The 17,162-nt window shown below is 44.1% G+C and carries 15 protein-coding genes; 4 read left to right on the top strand and 11 right to left on the bottom strand.

The window, feature by feature from the left end; genetic code table 11:
• Positions 1-2 precede the first annotated feature (2 nt).
• A complete protein-coding gene (locus DYD21_RS13150) occupies positions 3-671 on the bottom strand; it encodes a DUF3667 domain-containing protein (RefSeq protein ID WP_158607287.1) in 669 nt (222 codons plus the stop codon).
• A 184-nt stretch (positions 672-855) separates the two neighbouring features.
• Between DYD21_RS13150 and rpsU the strand changes: the two genes are divergently transcribed.
• Entirely contained in the window at positions 856-1,050 is a 195-nt protein-coding gene (gene rpsU, locus DYD21_RS13155) for a 30S ribosomal protein S21 (RefSeq protein ID WP_116037453.1), read from the top strand.
• A 9-nt stretch (positions 1,051-1,059) separates the two neighbouring features.
• Here rpsU and radA read toward each other — a convergent pair whose 3' ends face one another.
• From radA to DYD21_RS13170, 3 genes are all read right to left on the bottom strand, one after another.
• Entirely contained in the window at positions 1,060-2,406 is a 1,347-nt protein-coding gene (radA, locus tag DYD21_RS13160) for a DNA repair protein RadA (RefSeq protein WP_116037454.1), read from the bottom strand.
• The gene (locus DYD21_RS13165) at positions 2,407-3,486 is read right to left on the bottom strand and encodes a lysylphosphatidylglycerol synthase transmembrane domain-containing protein (protein ID WP_233505544.1); all 1,080 of its coding nucleotides are present in this window, start codon (positions 3,484-3,486) and stop codon (positions 2,407-2,409) included.
• A gap of 229 nt (positions 3,487-3,715) precedes the next feature.
• The gene (locus DYD21_RS13170; RefSeq protein WP_116037455.1) at positions 3,716-4,792 is read right to left on the bottom strand and encodes a class I fructose-bisphosphate aldolase; all 1,077 of its coding nucleotides are present in this window, start codon (positions 4,790-4,792) and stop codon (positions 3,716-3,718) included.
• 364 nt (positions 4,793-5,156) lie between these two features.
• Here DYD21_RS13170 and dusB point away from each other — a divergent pair, with 364 nt between their 5' ends.
• Together dusB and DYD21_RS13180 are read left to right on the top strand one after the other, a co-directional pair.
• A complete protein-coding gene (gene dusB / locus DYD21_RS13175; protein WP_116037456.1) occupies positions 5,157-6,146 on the top strand; it encodes a tRNA dihydrouridine synthase DusB in 990 nt (329 codons plus the stop codon).
• 292 nt (positions 6,147-6,438) lie between these two features.
• The gene (locus DYD21_RS13180; RefSeq protein WP_116037457.1) at positions 6,439-7,860 is read left to right on the top strand and encodes a carboxypeptidase regulatory-like domain-containing protein; all 1,422 of its coding nucleotides are present in this window, start codon (positions 6,439-6,441) and stop codon (positions 7,858-7,860) included.
• A gap of 168 nt (positions 7,861-8,028) precedes the next feature.
• On the opposite strand, the gene DYD21_RS13185 is transcribed toward DYD21_RS13180, so the two are convergent.
• The 4 genes from DYD21_RS13185 to DYD21_RS13205 form a co-directional block, all read right to left on the bottom strand.
• Complete coding sequence (locus tag DYD21_RS13185) at positions 8,029-8,406, bottom strand: GxxExxY protein (protein WP_116037458.1); 378 nt, start codon at positions 8,404-8,406, stop codon at positions 8,029-8,031.
• 200 nt (positions 8,407-8,606) lie between these two features.
• Entirely contained in the window at positions 8,607-9,047 is a 441-nt protein-coding gene (locus tag DYD21_RS13190; RefSeq protein WP_116037459.1) for a hypothetical protein, read from the bottom strand.
• A gap of 1,092 nt (positions 9,048-10,139) precedes the next feature.
• The gene (locus DYD21_RS13200; RefSeq protein WP_116037461.1) at positions 10,140-10,682 is read right to left on the bottom strand and encodes a hypothetical protein; all 543 of its coding nucleotides are present in this window, start codon (positions 10,680-10,682) and stop codon (positions 10,140-10,142) included.
• Positions 10,683-10,765: 83 nt separating this feature from the next.
• On the bottom strand, positions 10,766-11,266 hold the full coding sequence (locus DYD21_RS13205) for a hypothetical protein (protein ID WP_116037462.1): 501 nt from the start codon (positions 11,264-11,266) through the stop codon (positions 10,766-10,768).
• A gap of 707 nt (positions 11,267-11,973) precedes the next feature.
• Here DYD21_RS13205 and ade point away from each other — a divergent pair.
• Entirely contained in the window at positions 11,974-13,602 is a 1,629-nt protein-coding gene (gene ade, locus DYD21_RS13210; protein WP_116037463.1) for an adenine deaminase, read from the top strand.
• Between the two features lie 103 nt (positions 13,603-13,705).
• Here the strand turns inward: ade and argJ are convergent, their stop codons facing one another.
• From argJ to argB, 3 genes are read right to left on the bottom strand one after another with little or no spacing between them, the layout of a single operon-like run.
• Positions 13,706-14,911 (bottom strand): bifunctional glutamate N-acetyltransferase/amino-acid acetyltransferase ArgJ, encoded by a 1,206-nt coding sequence (argJ, locus tag DYD21_RS13215; RefSeq protein ID WP_116037464.1) that lies wholly within the window; start codon positions 14,909-14,911, stop codon positions 13,706-13,708.
• Between the two features lie 47 nt (positions 14,912-14,958).
• Complete coding sequence (gene argC, locus DYD21_RS13220) at positions 14,959-16,038, bottom strand: N-acetyl-gamma-glutamyl-phosphate reductase (RefSeq protein ID WP_116037465.1); 1,080 nt, start codon at positions 16,036-16,038, stop codon at positions 14,959-14,961.
• Positions 16,035-16,988, bottom strand: coding sequence for an acetylglutamate kinase (argB, locus tag DYD21_RS13225; RefSeq protein WP_116037466.1), 954 nt, complete (start codon positions 16,986-16,988; stop codon positions 16,035-16,037). Before argB ends, argC begins: the two co-directional genes overlap by 4 nt.
• Positions 16,989-17,162: the final 174 nt, after the last annotated feature.

The raw sequence follows: 17,162 nt of genomic DNA on the forward strand, positions 1-17,162 counted from the left end.
GTTTAACCCGAGATTTCCGTCAGGCGCTCAACCGCAAAGAGCATGTAGCCCACAACCGCGGAGAGAAAACCAATCAATATCACGTAGATCACATATCCGGTGATATAGGCGGATAGAATTCGAATCCAGTCCATAAATGAATCTACGCTGAAATAATGGCGATAGATCCAGAGCATGATTCCGGCCGCCACCATCGCGGGAAGTGTGGAGTTCAGGAATGGATCGAGCAGAGACTGACCCGAGAAAATCCAGACCGGAATCAGCAGAGGTAACACAAAAAATGAAGCGCCAGCTGCATAGCTGTTAATGACGATATGATCATAAAACCCACCGGTCTTACCTTTAAGAAAAATAAGTCCGCCTACTGAAAGTGACAAAATCAGAACAAAAATCATTGAAACAGGCAAAAACTGGGTAGCTGCCCGAACGGATGCAATCTGGGTCCACTCCGTCAGGCGGAGCAAATTTTCATTATCCGCGACCGATTCATCCACCTGGGGATCAACACTGAAATCTACAAAAATGGTGTTCAGCAGTACCACAATCACGCCACCTATCAAACAAAAAAGAAACGGATGCATGAACGTGCCCCTGTTATCATTCAGAAAAGAGTCGATAACCTGTCGTGGTTCCGTGAGTAGAGATCGAAATGTACTGATAAGCGTATTCAAGCCTGCTTTTTTATTTAAATTCGAAATTTAAAAAATCGCGTTAAATGATGCATTCTAAGCGTTGGGAGGTATTGCAAATCCGGCATGCAAAAGATACCGAATTTTTTATTCTTCAGGACTGTTATAAAGCTGAAATATTCTCTATATTTGGGATCTGTCAATAAATACAAACTATATATAAGATATGATAGGAGTTAACGTAAAAGATAACGAAAGCATTGACCGCGCAATTAACCGCTTCAAAAAGATGGTTACACGCTCAAGGCTTTTGAACGAGTATAAAGATCGCCAGCAGTACACCAAACCTTCCGAAGAGCGCCGTGAAGCGCTTAAGAAGAGTGTACGGGAAGAGCGTCGCCGTCAAAGAGAGAATTACTAAGGTCTTTTTTTACTTGTCGATCTGCGAGATATAGGCTCGTTCCACCAGCTCTATATTCGATTGAACCGACACTTGACCGGGAGGCGCAACAACTGATTTAATTCCCATTTTTTCAGCCTCCCGTATTCTCTGCTCTCTGAACCGCACGCTTCGAATCTCTCCTCCGAGTCCCACCTCACCGATAAATACTGCATTCTTCCGGATTGGATGATCCTTAATACTGGAAGAAAGTGCTGCTATAACGGCAAGGTCAGCCGCGGGATCTGAGATTTTCAGTCCGCCCGCAATATTCAGGTATACGTCCTGCCCGGCAAATGAAATCCCTCCCCTTTTTTCCAGAACAGCAATCAAAAGTGAAAGCCGTCTTTGGTCAAATCCGTTTGCGGTTCGCTGCGGTGTGCTGTAATTACTGGCCGTTACCAGCGCCTGTACTTCAATCAAAATCGGCCGTGAACCCTCCATTACGCAGGTGATACAATTTCCACTGATCGTTGTATCCAAATCTGAAAGAAATAGCTCCGATGGATTCGGCACTTCTGCCAGCCCATCCTGTTTCATCTCAAAAACACCAACTTCCTGCGCCGGGCCAAACCGGTTTTTCACACTTCGAAGCAGCCGGTGAAACTGGCTCTGGTTTCCTTCAAAATAAAGAACCGTATCTACCATGTGTTCCAGGATTTTCGGTCCGGCTATCTCACCATCTTTTGTAACGTGGCCAATCATCATCGTTGAAAATCCTTCGCGTTTCGCCAGCTGCTGAAGCATTGCTGAACATTCCCGTACCTGCTGCACCGATCCCGGCAGGGATGTCAGGTTGGAACTGTAAACGGTTTGAATGGAATCGATGACCAGTAACGCGGGTTTTAATTTTCGCGTTTGCGCGATGATGGAATCGATGTTTGAACTGGAGTAGATGTAGAGTTTATCTCCTGTTACCCCGAGGCGTTCAGCACGCTGCTTAATTTGTGACGGTGACTCCTCTCCGGCTACGTATAAAATCGGCCAATCGGGACGTGCTTTTGCGAGCTGCAGCATCAATGTACTTTTCCCGATACCGGGATCGCCGCCCAGCAGCATAAACGAGCCGGCTACAATTCCGCCGCCCAGCACCCGGTCGAGTTCCTCGATACCTGTAGGCTGCCGGCTGTGCTCACTCTCCTCAACGGAGGTCAGCGGTACAGCTTCATCGCTTCCACTTTCACGGCTGATATCCGCTTTGTTTTTCTGTTGAGTCTTTTTCTCTTCCACTTTCTCTTCGAACGTATGCCATTCATTGCAGGATGGACATACACCAAGCCATTTCGGAGACCGATACTCGCAATTGCTGCAAATGAACGTAACTTTTGCCTTCGCCATCTATTGAGCCTCCCGTTCATTGCTGATTTCTTTGGACGCCCCTTTCGCCTCAGCCACTTTATGATTTACATACCAGGCTGTAGCAATAATTCCCAAACCAATACTTATATAATATGTGATGATTCTCCAGGCAAAAACAGCAAGTCCCACAAAGGAGGTACGGTCGATCAGCGGTCCGAGAAAAATTGCGAACAATCCTTCAACTCCGCCGGAACCGCCGGGGGTTGGAATGATGAGGAAGGCGAGGTTCATCGCCAGGCTGCGGAGCACCAGTAAAACCTCGGGACCGGGCAGCAGGCTTAGTATCACAATTACCGGCAGCGCAACGCGGCAAAGCCAGCTCATGGTTGAAAAGAAAAACGCCTTCATAAAGAATTTCAGCGGTTTCTTCCGTAATTCGTAGGAGTAGCCCTCCAGGTTCTCGGCCTCTGCACTCATCCTGGTTGAATAGCGGTTCAGAAATGGCCATTTAAAAATCCAGTTAACGACCTTTTTCATCGACGAGGGATTGACCATCAAACCGTATGTTAGAAATCCGCCGTAGAGAAGCAGGCCGGTATAAATCAAAACCATAGTCAGATTTCCAACAAACCCGATTTCGGGCGGTAAAACCTGGTAATAGAAACCCGCAAGCAGCAAAATAGGAACCGCAAGTGCATACCAGAACTGATCAAGCAGTACCCCGTAGAGTACAATCGCTGATGATTTTCCCAGCCTGATCCCCTCACGGGTCATAGCGTACGTTGCAACCGGCGCCCCGCCGATTGTTGACGGAGTAACGGCTGATGCAAAATCCCATGTGAGTGCAACGCGAAAACATGCCATCCAACCGATCTCTTTATCCGCTAAATAGCGAAGCTTTGCGGCAGAGAAATAAACTTTCAAAAGCATCACGCCGATGGCGATAAACAGTCCCGGCAGGCGCTTCGGGGCAAGATGGTTGAGAACACCTGGAGTGTAGGTGATATAAATTACAATCCCCATACTGATGACACTCAGCGCAATGGAGATAGCAAGATATTTAAAAGATATCAGGCTGCCGCTTGACGCTCCTTCGTTATGTGTGTCTGTGGCTGACAAATACGTTTATTGTAGATTCACAACTTTTATTCAAACCCGAATATGAATGAACCGCCCTCAAATTTATAGATGTAAAGATCGCAGGTCAGGCAGAGCAACCCTTAAGGTATGGCTAAATTACTACGAGTACCACATCTGAATAGATTATTTTACGACTGATCAGTGGTTCTTAGATATAAAAAAGCACCTTCCGGTATATTCCGAAAGGTGCTTCGATAGAGAATGGTTATCAGGCTATTGTAATCTCATCATTGAGATATACATCCTGAATGAAATTGAGAAGTTTTACACCCTCATCCATTGGGCGCTGAAAAGCTTTACGGCCACTGATCAGCCCCATGCCGCCGGCACGTTTGTTGATTACGGCAGTTTTTACAGCAGCTGCAAAATCGTCTTTACCGGATGCTCCACCCGAGTTAATGAGTCCTGCTCTGCCCATATAGCCATTTGCGACCTGGTACCGGGTGAGGTCAATCAGGTTATCGGATGTAAGCTCAGAATAAATCCGCTCATCCAGCTTTCCGTATGATGAGTCGCCGGTATTCAGTGCTTTGAATCCGCCGTTGTTAGCTGGCAATTTCTGCTTCACAATATCAGCGCCAATCGTAGCTCCTATGTGGTTTGCCTGGCCCGTAAGATCAGCAGATGAGTGATAATCAGTTCCGTTCACTTTAAATGCGGAGTTTCGAGTGTAGCACCAAAGTACGGTTGCCATACCCAGTTCATGAGCATATTCAAATGCACGGGCAACTTCCACAATCTGCCGGCTCGACTCTTCAGAACCGAAATAGATGGTTGCTCCCACAGCGGCAGCGCCCATATCGTACGCCTTATCAATCGAACCGAACATAATCTGATCGTAAGTATTCGGAAATGTGAGCAGTTCGTTATGGTTGATTTTTACAAGAAATGGAATTTTATGAGCATACTTTCTCGATACGGATGCAAGAACGCCAAAGGTTGAAGCAACAGCGTTACAACCGCCCTCAATAGCCAGCTCCACAATATTTTCGGGATCAAAGTATGCGGGATTTTTGGCAAACGAAGCGCCGGCACTATGTTCAATTCCCTGGTCTACGGGCAGAATGGAGAGATATCCTGTACCGGATAGTCTTCCGTGATTAAACAATCGCTGAAGGTTTCCCAGAACACGGTTATTTCTGTCGGAGTGATACCACACGCTGTCTACGTATGAGTCGGTTGGAAGATGAAGGTCATCTTTTGAAATGGTTTTACAAACGTGGCTCAGAAGTGAGTCAGCGTCTTTTCCTAAAAGTTCTTCAATTCCGGATATCGCAAGTGCCATAAATTAGCTCCCGTACTTAAGTTAGAATTTTATCAATAGACTATGAATATACGTGTTCAAAAACCAAATGGCTATCGGATGAGGTTATCGAACCGCTTCCAACTCTATATTCTGCCTGCAAAGGTGAAAAAAGATGGTTAGATGTGAAAAAAAAACCTTATTTTTAGACCATCATTCATCAATCTCTTGTTATGAAACTGGTGTAATGGTATGAATCATCAGATGAGTTTTATCGTAATTGAGCTTTTTCTCATTAGAAAGAATGCCACTTCAGGATGACTGATGTGATGCTATGACTTAGATTTATATAATTTATCATAATACCAGACTTTTTATCCCAATTAAATACGAATTTAGCGATCGCATGAAGATCAACGATATCATACTACCAGATAACGCATTATTCCTGGCCCCTATGGAGGATGTTACCGATTCTCCCTTCCGGCAGATTTGCAAAGAGAAAGGTGCGGATATGGTGTATACGGAGTTCATTAGCTCCGAAGCGATCATCCGTGATTCAGATATTGCGATGCATAAAATGTCGTTCGAAGAGGCAGAACGCCCGTTTGGAATCCAGATTTTTGGCGGACGTGAAGAAGCGATGGAGGGCGCCACAAAAGTGGCAAAAGCTAACGGGCCCGACCTGATCGACATAAACTTCGGATGTCCTGTTTATAAGATCGTAAAAAAAGGCGCCGGGTCAGCCTGTCTGAAAGATTTGGATATGATGGAGCGAATGGCCGGTACAGTTGTGGATGCTGCCGGAGATACGCCGGTTACGGTAAAAACACGCCTGGGCTGGGACGATTCAACGATTCGAATTCGTGAAGTCGGACTGATGCTTCAAAGTGTTGGCGTGAAAGCTCTTACAGTTCACGCCCGAACCCGCTGCCAGAAATACAAAGGTGATGCCCGCTGGGAATACCTGAAACATCTGAAAGATACGCCAGGGCTCGATATTCCGATTATCGGTAATGGAGATGCCGATTCCCCGCTGGCTGTTAAACGAATGCTGGACGAAACCGGTGTTGATGGTGTGATGATCGGTCGCGGTGCGATCGGAAATCCGTGGATTTTTGAACAGAGCAAACACTATCTCGCAACTGGCGAACTTCTGCCGGAACCCACAATTGATGAACGTATAGAGTTGTGTGCTCATCAGCTCCGACTCTCCGTTGACCACCACGGCGAACAGTACGGCGTAATTATCATGAAAAAACACTACGGAAAATACCTCAAGGGAATCCGTAACGGGAAAAAATTGCGCGCTGCGATCATGGATGAAAAAGAGATGCAAACGATCCTTGAAAAGCTTTACAACTTTAGTAAAGAAGAGCTTTACGCGATAGCTTAGGGGAGGGAGGGCTCGCGACGGCGCGGCGCAACGTTTTAGGGATATCTCATTTTACAAACTACCAAATCCACACCACGCTTTTACGGCTCTACGTGTATTCCTGTATCTCACTACAGCGCAAAGGTTTTGAGCTATTCCCTTCCACCACCCTCTAAACCTCTTTTATCTGATATTTAACTTTAAAATAGTTTAACAAAAGCTCATTCTCTGTCGAAAATACATATACCGCGCTATGGACACCCGGTTTGCAAAATAAGCGGAACCGTGTTATTAATATTAAAACAGACAGAGTATGATTCCTTTCAAAAAAATTCTCTTTTTAATACTTGTTGTATTTTTATCTTTTGTGCTGCTGCAATCATGTGATACTACTTCATCATCATCAGATTACGAACCGATTACTGTGACTGGAATTGTATCTGATTCTCAGCATGAGCCTATCGAAGATGCTATTGTACGCATTATTAATCCCGCACCTGAAAAGGTAACTACCACCAACGAATTCGGGAAATACTCTTTTGAATTGAAGGTTGATTCCACTACGGCTTATACTATTGAAGTTCGTAAGGAAGGTTATATTATTGAAAATAATGAATTTATAGCTATTGTTGAACGTAATGTGGAACTCCCAGCCTTTCGACTTTCTACTGTCAATGAAGGTGGTGATAATGATGGAGAAGGCGATCCGCCTCCTGAAGTTGTAGGCGAAGCAGCTTCAATTTTTCTCGAATCTGTATCAGCAACTGATATAGGTGTTATGTCGACAGGTCAAAGAGAAGACGCTCAACTTGTATTTCAGGTTGTTGATGAATTTGGCAATCCACTCGTTAATAGCAATTCAGTGGATGTTTCCTTCAGGGTGGGAGATCATCCTGATGAAGATTTAAACTTAAGTTCAGAAACTGTAAGAACAAATGAGAACGGTCAAGCATCTGTAACTGTAACCAGTGGTAAAATTTCTGGCACCGTTCAGATTATTGCAGAATTCGAAAGAGAAGATGGTACAGTTAGAGATTCCCAACCGGTTCGAATAGTTATACACGCTGGTCTACCTAGTCAGGATCATTTTACAATTGTATTAGATGAACGAAACAAAACAAGCAACAGAGCTGATGAAGTTACCGTAGAAGTTCTGGTTGGAGACAAATATGGAAATGCTGTGGCTGACGAAACGGCCATATATTTCACAACAAATGGCGGTTTCATATACGGATCATCCTTTACTAACGGTGGTCGTGCTGCATCGCCGTTAACGATTGGTAATCCAATACCTTTAAATGGAATAGCTACAATTACTGCATCAACAACAGGAGAAAATGAACAGTCGGTTTCTGCTTCAACAAATATGATTTTTTCCGGTTCGCCCAATATTTCAGTTACCCCGGAAACATTTAACATCGCAAATGCTGAAGATCAGCAGTTTGATTATTCAGTAACTGATTCAAACGGCAATCCTATGGAACCAGGAACAAATATTTCTGTAACTGTTGAGGGGAATGAAATCGATGTACTTGGTGATGTAGATATTTCAGTAGGAACACCAAACGCCATCTTCAGTAACCTATCTGAGCTAACAGAATACTCATTTATCATTGATGATGCAGAACCGGATGAGATAAATGATACTCCTGTCTATATAACAATTGAAGTGGACGGTCCTAATGGATCTGCCCGAAAAACAATCACTGGCCGTAAAGCAAAAATACAGCCTTAAACAGAAAATGCTCGGAACGACGCAAAGGAGTGTATTTTATCACATTTTAACTTAATGAAGGGTATTTTAACTGCTAACAAAAGTGAGTACTCAAATTTATTGATGTTATCATAACCTAAACAAAGAAATAACGTAGTGCCTTTGCGCCGTTGCGAGTGAAACTTCCATTTAAAGTCTGTTAACGATTCGTTTGATTCCTGTTTTTAACAGTTCTTCGTTGAAGTTAATTAAAAGACCAAGTTTCAGATTGGTCAGCTTCAAATATGTCAACAACTGTTTGTAGTGTACGGGTGCCAATAGCTGAACTGATTTTAATTCGATTATCAATTTATTTTCAATAATTACATCAGCAACAAACCCAACACCCATTTTTTTATCTTTCCAGTATACGGGTATCGGATTTTGCCGTTGATATTCAAACCCGGAACACTCCAGTTCGTGACACAGTACTTCTTCATAAACAGACTCAAACAAACCAGGCCCCAAACCACGGTGTATATTAAAACAGATATCAAGTACGTGTTTTGAAAGTTCATTCTCGATCATGATGATTCATTTGGAGGATTTATGAAATTGCAATTCCTCCAGTATGATCATTAAATGAGTAACACCTTACAGAAAAATTTTAAATTTAGTGGGTGGGGGGCTCGCGACGGCGCGGCGGCGCAACTTTTTATTTATGCCCTTCCATCATCATTAATCACCGTATACCTTCTGCGCCTTTGCGCCTCCGTGAGAACCTTTTCTTACATACAAGCCGGAGGCTCAGGTGCCGCTTCGTACCCGATTGTCCCTAACCTGAACCCATTCGGACAAACCCGAGCCGATACCATGGTATTTCTGCTATCCTGAATAGAGCCGGTAACGATGAACTCGCCCGGCTGTATGGCCGATATAATATAAACGCCATTCTCATTTGAAGCTTCCAAAACATTGCCATCCACCACGCGTCCGCTGAAATTGAATTTTGTGAAATCTATATCCTGGAATGTTCGTCCGCCTCCACCCAGCATAGCGGGACGAAAATAATATCCCTGGGCAGAAGACGCGACAAGGGCAAGATCAAGCTGCAGGGCATCGCGTGAGGCAGCATCTGCAGCGGCTGAAAAGGTATTGAGAGCTACAACTGCGGCAATTCCCACAATTATGGTAACCAATATAACGAGAAGTAACTGTTGCTGACCCATGGCAGCCTCCGGTGAGATAAAGGGTTGATGAAAATGTTAAATCCCCCCCCTCTAACTGCTGGAATAGCGGGCAGTTAAAAAGAAAGCATGCTTTTTTAAAACTAACGAATTTTTAAATAATTACGCTATTTAAAAGAGAATTTCATCTCGTAAATGTTACATTAGAAATGACTCTGATCGATTTATTTGCAGCAGTCATAACTCTTGTGGTGATGGTTTTATTGACTTTCAAAAACCGGTAATGAACACCCTGCCAATTCACGTAGAGTACAAGTATTAATAAGATATTTTCCCAGAAAAAAATATTCATTGTAAAAAGTGTCGAAAAGTGAAACGGAATCATAACTACGAGCCACGAATATCTCAAATATCGATTAAACAGAATATAAGGCGTTAAAACCTCCATCATAGTAACTATAAAAAAACCAGTTTTTAACAAAACAATGACTAAATCAAACTCAATTAATACCAGGCCTAGTTCAAATCCATAATTAGAATAATTAAGGCTATTACGTACTGTATAGATTAGCAACGCATCATTTGTAAAAATCTCCATCCCACCTCTCACAAACCTTCGTATTCCAATAAATGCATAAACAAATGAAAAAGTGGTTGCGGTCAGTATAATCGGAAATGAGTATTTATTGGGACTCTGATTCATTTCGTCTTTACCGAAAAGAGACCACCTGTTTGACGCTGCTGAAAAGCACAGGAAAATTGCAGCAAAATAGATAACAATCTGCCCATGATTTATATATCCATTGAAACCTCTTATAACGAAATCGAGGAGAAATATAAAGATCACTGTTACAATGGCAACGGTTCTGAATGGACGGACACCAGCTATAAGTAAGCTGCAGCCAATGATTGTGCCGATTTTCAGGAATAACAAGAACGGGGCTGATAGAATAATGTGAAGGGTTTCTGGCTGCAGGAAGTTTATCACCGCGTGAAAACCCCATGGTTCAAAAATCTCTATCGGGAGTTGTGCATAATTTGAGGCAGAAAATAGTATTGCTATAATCAACCAGCACCCAAATACAGTGACCCGAAGGAATGCCAGAGTTTCCTGGCTTTTATATGCGGCGAGCATTAGTTCGTGTGGTAGGTATAATAGTTATACTTTACGATGCTTTTATCGTCCAGTGAATTCTCTTCATATAATACCCCATTGATCCTTAAAAATACGATTTTAACTTCTGGGTTCTCTTCACTGTAGATGTCTACCAGGCTGGCAATTAATTTTTCAAACGGATGATTTGAATGTTCAGGTTTTACTCTCTTTTTCTCTCTTAAATTGTCAGCCAGATCTGATTCGAGGTCCGCAATTTTCTTCATAAAAGCTCTCGGACTCGTTTTGGAAATAATAGAAAAAGGGTAATGAAAACGTTCACCCTCATCCGTTTCAAGTATGAATTCAACATAATTCAATCCCGGGTTAGCAGAGCTATACATTGACCAATTGGCGAATGGATAGGTTTTTTTATCATCCGAAATTAACTGCCCGGCAACACCCCCCCCTAAAACCAAAGCTGTTATTACAATATTTGAAATTGTCCTTTGACTATCAGGAAGCTTTTTAAATAGCAGCCACACAAAGGTGATGACTACCACAAGAATTATTGAGAATTCCATTTGAAAAATTTTTTAGCACATCTAAACTTCAAACAAAAAAGGCTCCCGAAGGAGCCTTTTTTTTACTTAAGCTGAGAAATTAATTAATCAGCAGTTGTAGTTTCAGGTTCCCCGGTTGCACCAAGTTCGAAATTATTCGGACCAACTGCTGCTGTTATTTGATCATTAGCATCTGTACAACCCGAACCATCAATTCCTGGTGTAAAACCTTCGCAGCTTGCTGGATCAGCACGTATAGTAAAACTTTGTGGAGTGACATCCTCAATTACGTATCTGCCATTCTCATTTACTGCGGTTCGACTTTCTGTACCACCGACTTCAGTAGCTGGAAATGCCATCCCATCAAAAGAAATACCACCACTTTGAGGTGTTCCAGTACCATCAAATGTGCGGCCACCGCCACCCAGCATACCAGGTCTCATGTAATAACCCTGTGCTGCAGATGCAAGAGCTGCGATATCATTATTTACAGCGTCGATGTTTGCCTGATCAGCTGCTGAGCCGAAGGTGTTAATTGCTACTACCGTGGCGATTCCCACGATGATTGTTACCAAGATTACGAGTAAGAGTTGTTGTTGTCCCATGGTGTACTCCGAGTATGATTATTTTGTATTGGTTGTTTGTAAAACAATATAGATTGCTACTGTCTACAAGAGTGAACGATGATTCATTTGTTACAGATTTTATTAAAATTTTTTAATTCTAATGTTTTCACATTCCATAATCGAATTAAAAATATTCCCGTCCTGATGCTTCATCCGGGGCTCTGTCACATTTCAAATACATATATAAACATAATGTTTACAATGCCTTTTGCTTTACTGACAAGCATCTGTATCAAATATCGCACTATGTAAATGAACGTTTATTATGTTAATGAGCCCGCCGATCAGTTGCAATCTATTTATTAAATTTTCTTAATAAACTTGTAATTCTAATATTCCCACTTTGTCATAATCCGGGGTTTCATCTCCCTTTTCCTGGTGGGTTTATCGGAATAGATTAACGCAAATCGAGGCCTCTTCTTTTATTATCGGATGAAAGTTTTAATTCATTAATCAGTCCTGTTTGTCAGATTTGTTTAACAGGATATCATTTGTTTCTGTAGCTCCTCAACCCTGCACAGGATGCACTTCCCTTGAACAGGTACAAGCATCGGATGAATCTAATAGAATGAATACATAACAATATTTTATGTTGGCTAATCAAAAAAACTCAACTGAAGCCGGGTTTCAGGGCTCACCTGAATCACATATATTGCCAAAAATTTACATCCGCAACGATTTATCTTATGACCTCTATTCAAGGAACTATTCTCGACCCTCTTCAAAACCGTACTTATCATGGTACCATACATATAAAGGAAGGTTTCATTCAATCGATTGATGAGAAGCCCGATCTTCCTGGAAACGGCACTTACATCGCTCCCGGATTTGTGGATTCCCACATTCACATCGAGAGCTCCATGCTGATCCCCTCCGAATTTGCACGGCTGGCGCTGCGTCACGGTACGGTTGCAACCGTTTCCGATCCGCATGAAATTGCCAATGTCTGCGGCATGGATGGTGTGGAGTTTATGATTGAAAACGGGGAAAAAGTGCCTCTTAAGTTTTTCTTTGGCGCGCCTTCATGTGTTCCGGCTACTCCGTTTGAAACGGCCGGTGCCCAGCTCACTCCTGCTGATGTTGCCAAACTATTAGACCGGGATGACATCCACTATCTTGCCGAAATGATGAACTGGCCCGGCGTTCTGAACGGTGATCCCGAGGTACTGGAAAAAATCCAGGCAGCACAGGAACGGGAGAAACCAGTGGATGGTCACGCTCCCGGACTCACAGGCGATCAGGCACACGCTTACGCATCGGCCGGAATTTCAACCGATCACGAATGTTTCACCATCGGGGAGGCACGTGATAAAATTGCAGCCGGGATGATGATAGCCATTCGTGAAGGCAGTGCTGCAAAAAATTACAACGCCCTCCACCCTCTCCTGAAGGAATCGCCCGCCAATATCATGTTCTGCTCAGATGATAAACACCCGGATGATCTCATGGAAGGTCATATCAATATACTTGCTGAGCGGTCGCTCCGTCTCGGATATCCTCTGTTTGATACACTCCGGGCCTGTTCCGTTCACGCCGTTCAGCACTACAATCTGAATGTTGGCCTGCTTCAGGCCGGCGATCCCGCCGATTTTGTGATTATGGATGATCCCGATACCATGCACATCTCCGAAACATGGATCGACGGCAAGTGTGTCTATAAAGATGGTGAAGTTCTTTTCGACAGGCCGAAAAGCAGAATCATTAATCATTTTGTACCGCGACAGATTTCTGAATCCGAGATCAAAGCGAGGACGGATCAACCCGACGGAACTGCTGACTTTCCCGTGATTGTTGCCCGCGATGGCGAACTGATCACCGAAAAAAGCGTGGAAAAGCTGAAGATATCCAGTGGCGAAATTTTGGCGGATTCTTCACGTGATATCCTGAAAATTACTGTGGTAAATCGATACCGGAATGAAGAACCGGCCGTCGGTTTTATCAAAAACTTCGGAATAAAAAACGGGGCTATCGCGTCATCGGTAGCGCACGATTCTCACAATATCATCGCGGTGGGTTCAAGTGATGAGCACCTTGCGAGCGTTATCAACCAGGTGATGGATGCAAAAGGCGGAGTTGCGGTGTCTGATGATTCAGGCAGTGACCTGCTTTCGCTGCCGGTGGGCGGTATCATGACCGACCGGCCGGGCGATGAAGTAGGCCTGCACTACAAAAAACTGACTCAACGGGCTAAAGACCTTGGAAGCACTCTTCATTCCCCGTTTATGACGATCTCTTTTATGGCACTGCTCGTCATTCCAAAACTCAAAATGAGCGACATGGGCTTGTTTGACGCCGAAAAATTTGAGTTTATTTGATGATTTCTAAAAATTTGTTATCTGAATAAGAATGCCTGCAAAAAATCTTACCCGCAACACCTAAAGGTCCAAGCGACGCTTCAGGATTAAATCGCAATAAGGCTCAGGTTGTGTACTCAGCGTTAATTCGCACGTATTCGTAGGAGAGATCAGATCCCCATCCCACCGCATCGGCATCCCCATCATTCAGCACCAGCGTGACGGTGATGGTAGATGTTTTCATCTCTTTTTTCACCTCTTCCCGGCTGTGATCGGTGGGCTGGCCTTTATCAAGAATTTGCACGGCCCGGCCTGAACCGAAAAAGAGATCCACTTTATCGGGATCAAACGGAACACCCGCCCGTCCGGCAGCCGCAAAGATACGTCCCCAGTTCGGATCGGTTCCAAAAATTGCAGTTTTCACAAGATTGGAGTCGGAAATGGTGCGGACAATTTTACGTGCACCCTCCTCGGTTTTGGCTCCTTCTACCCGGTACTCAACAAGCTTTGTTGAACCTTCGCCATCGGATACAATCATCATCGCAAGATGCTTGCAGAGTTTTGTGAGATGGTCAAGAAAAATGCGGTAATTTTCATTTTTTTCGGTGATTTCTTCATTCTCCGCCAATCCGTTGCAGATAATGGAGACCATATCATTCGTGGATGTATCTCCATCCACTGTAATCATGTTGAAAGTTTTATTCACCGCTTCTCGCAGCGCCTCATCCAGCAGTTTTGGGGTGATGGCAATATCGCAGATAATAAATCCAAGCATGGTGGCCATGTCGGGATGGATCATTCCGGATCCTTTCGCAATTCCCGCCATATTTACGGTAACGCCGTCAATTTCAAACGAATCAAATCCTTCCTTTGCAAAAGTGTCGGTTGTTAAAATGGCGTTGGCAGCAAGAGATCCGGCAACCTGGCGGTCCGATAATTTAGCCGCGCTCTCTTTGATTCCTTTCAGAACTTTTTCCGTGGGAAACGGCTCGCCAATCAAACCGGTGGATGCCACGAGAACCGATTCAACGGGAATTCCGAGTTCTGCCGCCGTGGTTTCGGCCATCGCAACAGCTCCTTCCCACCCTTTTTTACCTGTACAGGCGTTGGCATTGCCGGAGTTGATCACAATCGCCTGGATGATGCCATCTTTGATATGTTTCCGGCTCAGCTTGATCGGCTCGGCGCAAACCAGGTTTTGGGTAAACACAGCTGCTGCCGAAGCGGGACGCTCCGAATAGATCAGGGCAAGATCCCGCCGTTTTGATTTAATCCCCATATGGGCGCCCCACGCTTTAATTCCGCGAACATCAGTAAGATTTTGAATCATGAGATTTGGTCGTTGTTATTAAATTTCTGAACTAAAATTTTTGGTTGTTATGGATTCAGGGGCGGATACTTCAGCCCGGTATTTTCGAGCAGCCCAAACATCAGGTTCATATTCTGAACAGCCTGACCCGCCGCACCTTTCACCAGATTATCAATCGCCGAAATGGTGATGATTCGGTTCGTACGTTCATCATACGTTGCGTAGACATCACAAAAATTTGATCCCCGCACATTTTTCACAGATGGCGGCTGATCCAGCACGCGTACAAAATGCTCTTTTTCAAAATGATTCAGGTAAGCGTCGCGTACAATCTCTTCATTGACCGGCTTTACCGGAGTGGAGTAGGTTGTGGTTAAAATCCCCCGGTCGATCGGCAGCAGATGTGGCGTGAACTGAACTTTCAGCTCAGCATCCGTAACGGTGCCCAAAATTGTTTCAATTTCCGGGGTGTGCCGGTGAGATTTCAGTCCGTATGCGAAGAAATTCCCAAACTGATTGGGGAAATGGGTAAATGTTTTTGGTGATGCACCCGCGCCGGTCACTCCCGATTTGGAATCGATAATGACCGAGCTCGTATCGATAAGTTTTTGCGCAACCAGCGGCAGCAGTGCCAGGATCGTAGAAGTTGGGTAACAGCCGGGATTTGCAACCAGGTCGCTGTTTCTGATATCATCACGATTCAGTTCGGGCATTCCGTACACCGATTTTTTCAGGTAATCGGGGCACACATGTTTCTTTTCGTACCACTTTTCATACAGTTTCGCCGATTTGAGCCTGAAATCCCCGGAAAGGTCCACGATTCTGAATTTATCAAGTCCGTATTCCTTTACAAAATCCATCGAAACACGGTGTGGCAGTGCCAGGAAAACGAGATCAAGATCGTGATCGCTGATCGTTTCCATTTTCTGCAGTTCCAGTTTTACGATTCCATCGAGTGATGGATGAATTTCAGCGATGCTTTTACCCGCTTTCGATTCGGAGGTGATCACTTCAAGTCTGACATCGGGATGAAGGATCAGCAGGCGGATCAGCTCCACACCGGTATATCCTGTTGCGCCAACAACTCCAACTCTGAACTTCGACTTCTTTCTTCTTTCGATATTCTTCTTTGTGCTTCCTTTGGTCATTCTTTTTTTATCGTAGTTCCAGATTTTTTTTCAGTAAACAGCTGCAGCAGAATAGATTGATCCATTGCCCCATTCACAATATGGGCCGCCTTCACTCCTTTATCAAGCGCAATATTGCATGCTTCAATTTTCGGGATCATTCCGCCTTGTATGACCGAACCAAACAGTTTTTTTACTTCACCTGATGTGATCGCTACAATTTTGGTTTCGGGTCGGTCCGGATCCTCCATCAGCCCATCCACATTGGTAATAGCAACGAACGCTTCAGCTTGCAGCGCTCCGGCAATATGACCGGCAAACATATCGGCATTGATATTGTAATCATCTCCATTTTCGCCACCGGAAACCGGGGAAATCACCGGCAAATATCCGTTTTTGATCAGAAGGTGCAGAAGATCAGGGTTTACTACATCCACATCCCCAACAAAACCGAGATCGATTTCTTCCGGGCCGCTTTCAGTCTGGCGATTGTGAATTCGTTTGCGGGCTTTAACCAATCCCCCATCTTTTCCTGAAAGGCCTACAGCATTGGCACCAAGCCGATTCAGCCGGTTTACCAGTTCGCCGTTTACTTTTCCCGAAAGAGCCTGCTCCACCACTTCCATAGAATTTTTCAGGGTGATACGGTGTCCGTCAACAAATTCTGAGTCGATTCCCGACTGTTCAAACAGCGCTTTAATCACCGGCCCGCCGCCGTGAACAACCACCGGGTAAATCCCCAGCGTTTTCATTTCTGCGACTTGATTTAGAACCTGCTCCTGCGAGCGGCTATCAGTCATGGCATTACCACCATATTTTATTACAACAACTTTGCCGTTGAAAGACTTGACGATTTCATAATTCAAATCTGCAGATGCCATTTTAGAATTCGGGGCTGTGCTCACGGAGTTTATCTTCAATATTTTTGTAGAGTTACTATAATGGTTAAATGTAAGGCTTTCATCACCCATTTTTTAGTGAAACTCTGTCTGAGTTTAATTTCTGTCGCAGATTTCCTGACATTGCTGCCGGTTGAAGCTATTGAGTTGGAAAAATCCCGGTTATTTCAGCGGAACATACCAGTCCCAACTGGAGCTGCATCCTTTTAAAATTGCGACTGTCTTTTTTCACGTGATCCCAATACA

Origin of the sequence: Rhodohalobacter sp. SW132, from assembly GCF_003390325.1 — a bacterium.
GTDB lineage: Bacteria > Bacteroidota > Rhodothermia > Balneolales > Balneolaceae > SW132.

Excerpts from the sequence above, each read along its gene's own strand:
- rpsU (WP_116037453.1), top strand. The coding sequence starts at position 856 with ATGATAGGAGTTAACGTAAAAGATAACGAAAGCATTGACCGCGCAATT.
- radA (WP_116037454.1), bottom strand. The coding sequence starts at position 2,406 with ATGGCGAAGGCAAAAGTTACGTTCATTTGCAGCAATTGCGAGTATCGG.
- DYD21_RS13170 (WP_116037455.1), bottom strand. The coding sequence starts at position 4,792 with ATGGCACTTGCGATATCCGGAATTGAAGAACTTTTAGGAAAAGACGCT.
- dusB (WP_116037456.1), top strand. The coding sequence starts at position 5,157 with ATGAAGATCAACGATATCATACTACCAGATAACGCATTATTCCTGGCC.
- DYD21_RS13180 (WP_116037457.1), top strand. The coding sequence starts at position 6,439 with ATGATTCCTTTCAAAAAAATTCTCTTTTTAATACTTGTTGTATTTTTA.
- DYD21_RS13185 (WP_116037458.1), bottom strand. The coding sequence starts at position 8,406 with ATGATCGAGAATGAACTTTCAAAACACGTACTTGATATCTGTTTTAAT.
- DYD21_RS13190 (WP_116037459.1), bottom strand. The coding sequence starts at position 9,047 with ATGGGTCAGCAACAGTTACTTCTCGTTATATTGGTTACCATAATTGTG.
- DYD21_RS13200 (WP_116037461.1), bottom strand. The coding sequence starts at position 10,682 with ATGGAATTCTCAATAATTCTTGTGGTAGTCATCACCTTTGTGTGGCTG.
- DYD21_RS13205 (WP_116037462.1), bottom strand. The coding sequence starts at position 11,266 with ATGGGACAACAACAACTCTTACTCGTAATCTTGGTAACAATCATCGTG.
- ade (WP_116037463.1), top strand. The coding sequence starts at position 11,974 with ATGACCTCTATTCAAGGAACTATTCTCGACCCTCTTCAAAACCGTACT.
- argJ (WP_116037464.1), bottom strand. The coding sequence starts at position 14,911 with ATGATTCAAAATCTTACTGATGTTCGCGGAATTAAAGCGTGGGGCGCC.
- argC (WP_116037465.1), bottom strand. The coding sequence starts at position 16,038 with ATGACCAAAGGAAGCACAAAGAAGAATATCGAAAGAAGAAAGAAGTCG.
- argB (WP_116037466.1), bottom strand. The coding sequence starts at position 16,988 with ATGGGTGATGAAAGCCTTACATTTAACCATTATAGTAACTCTACAAAA.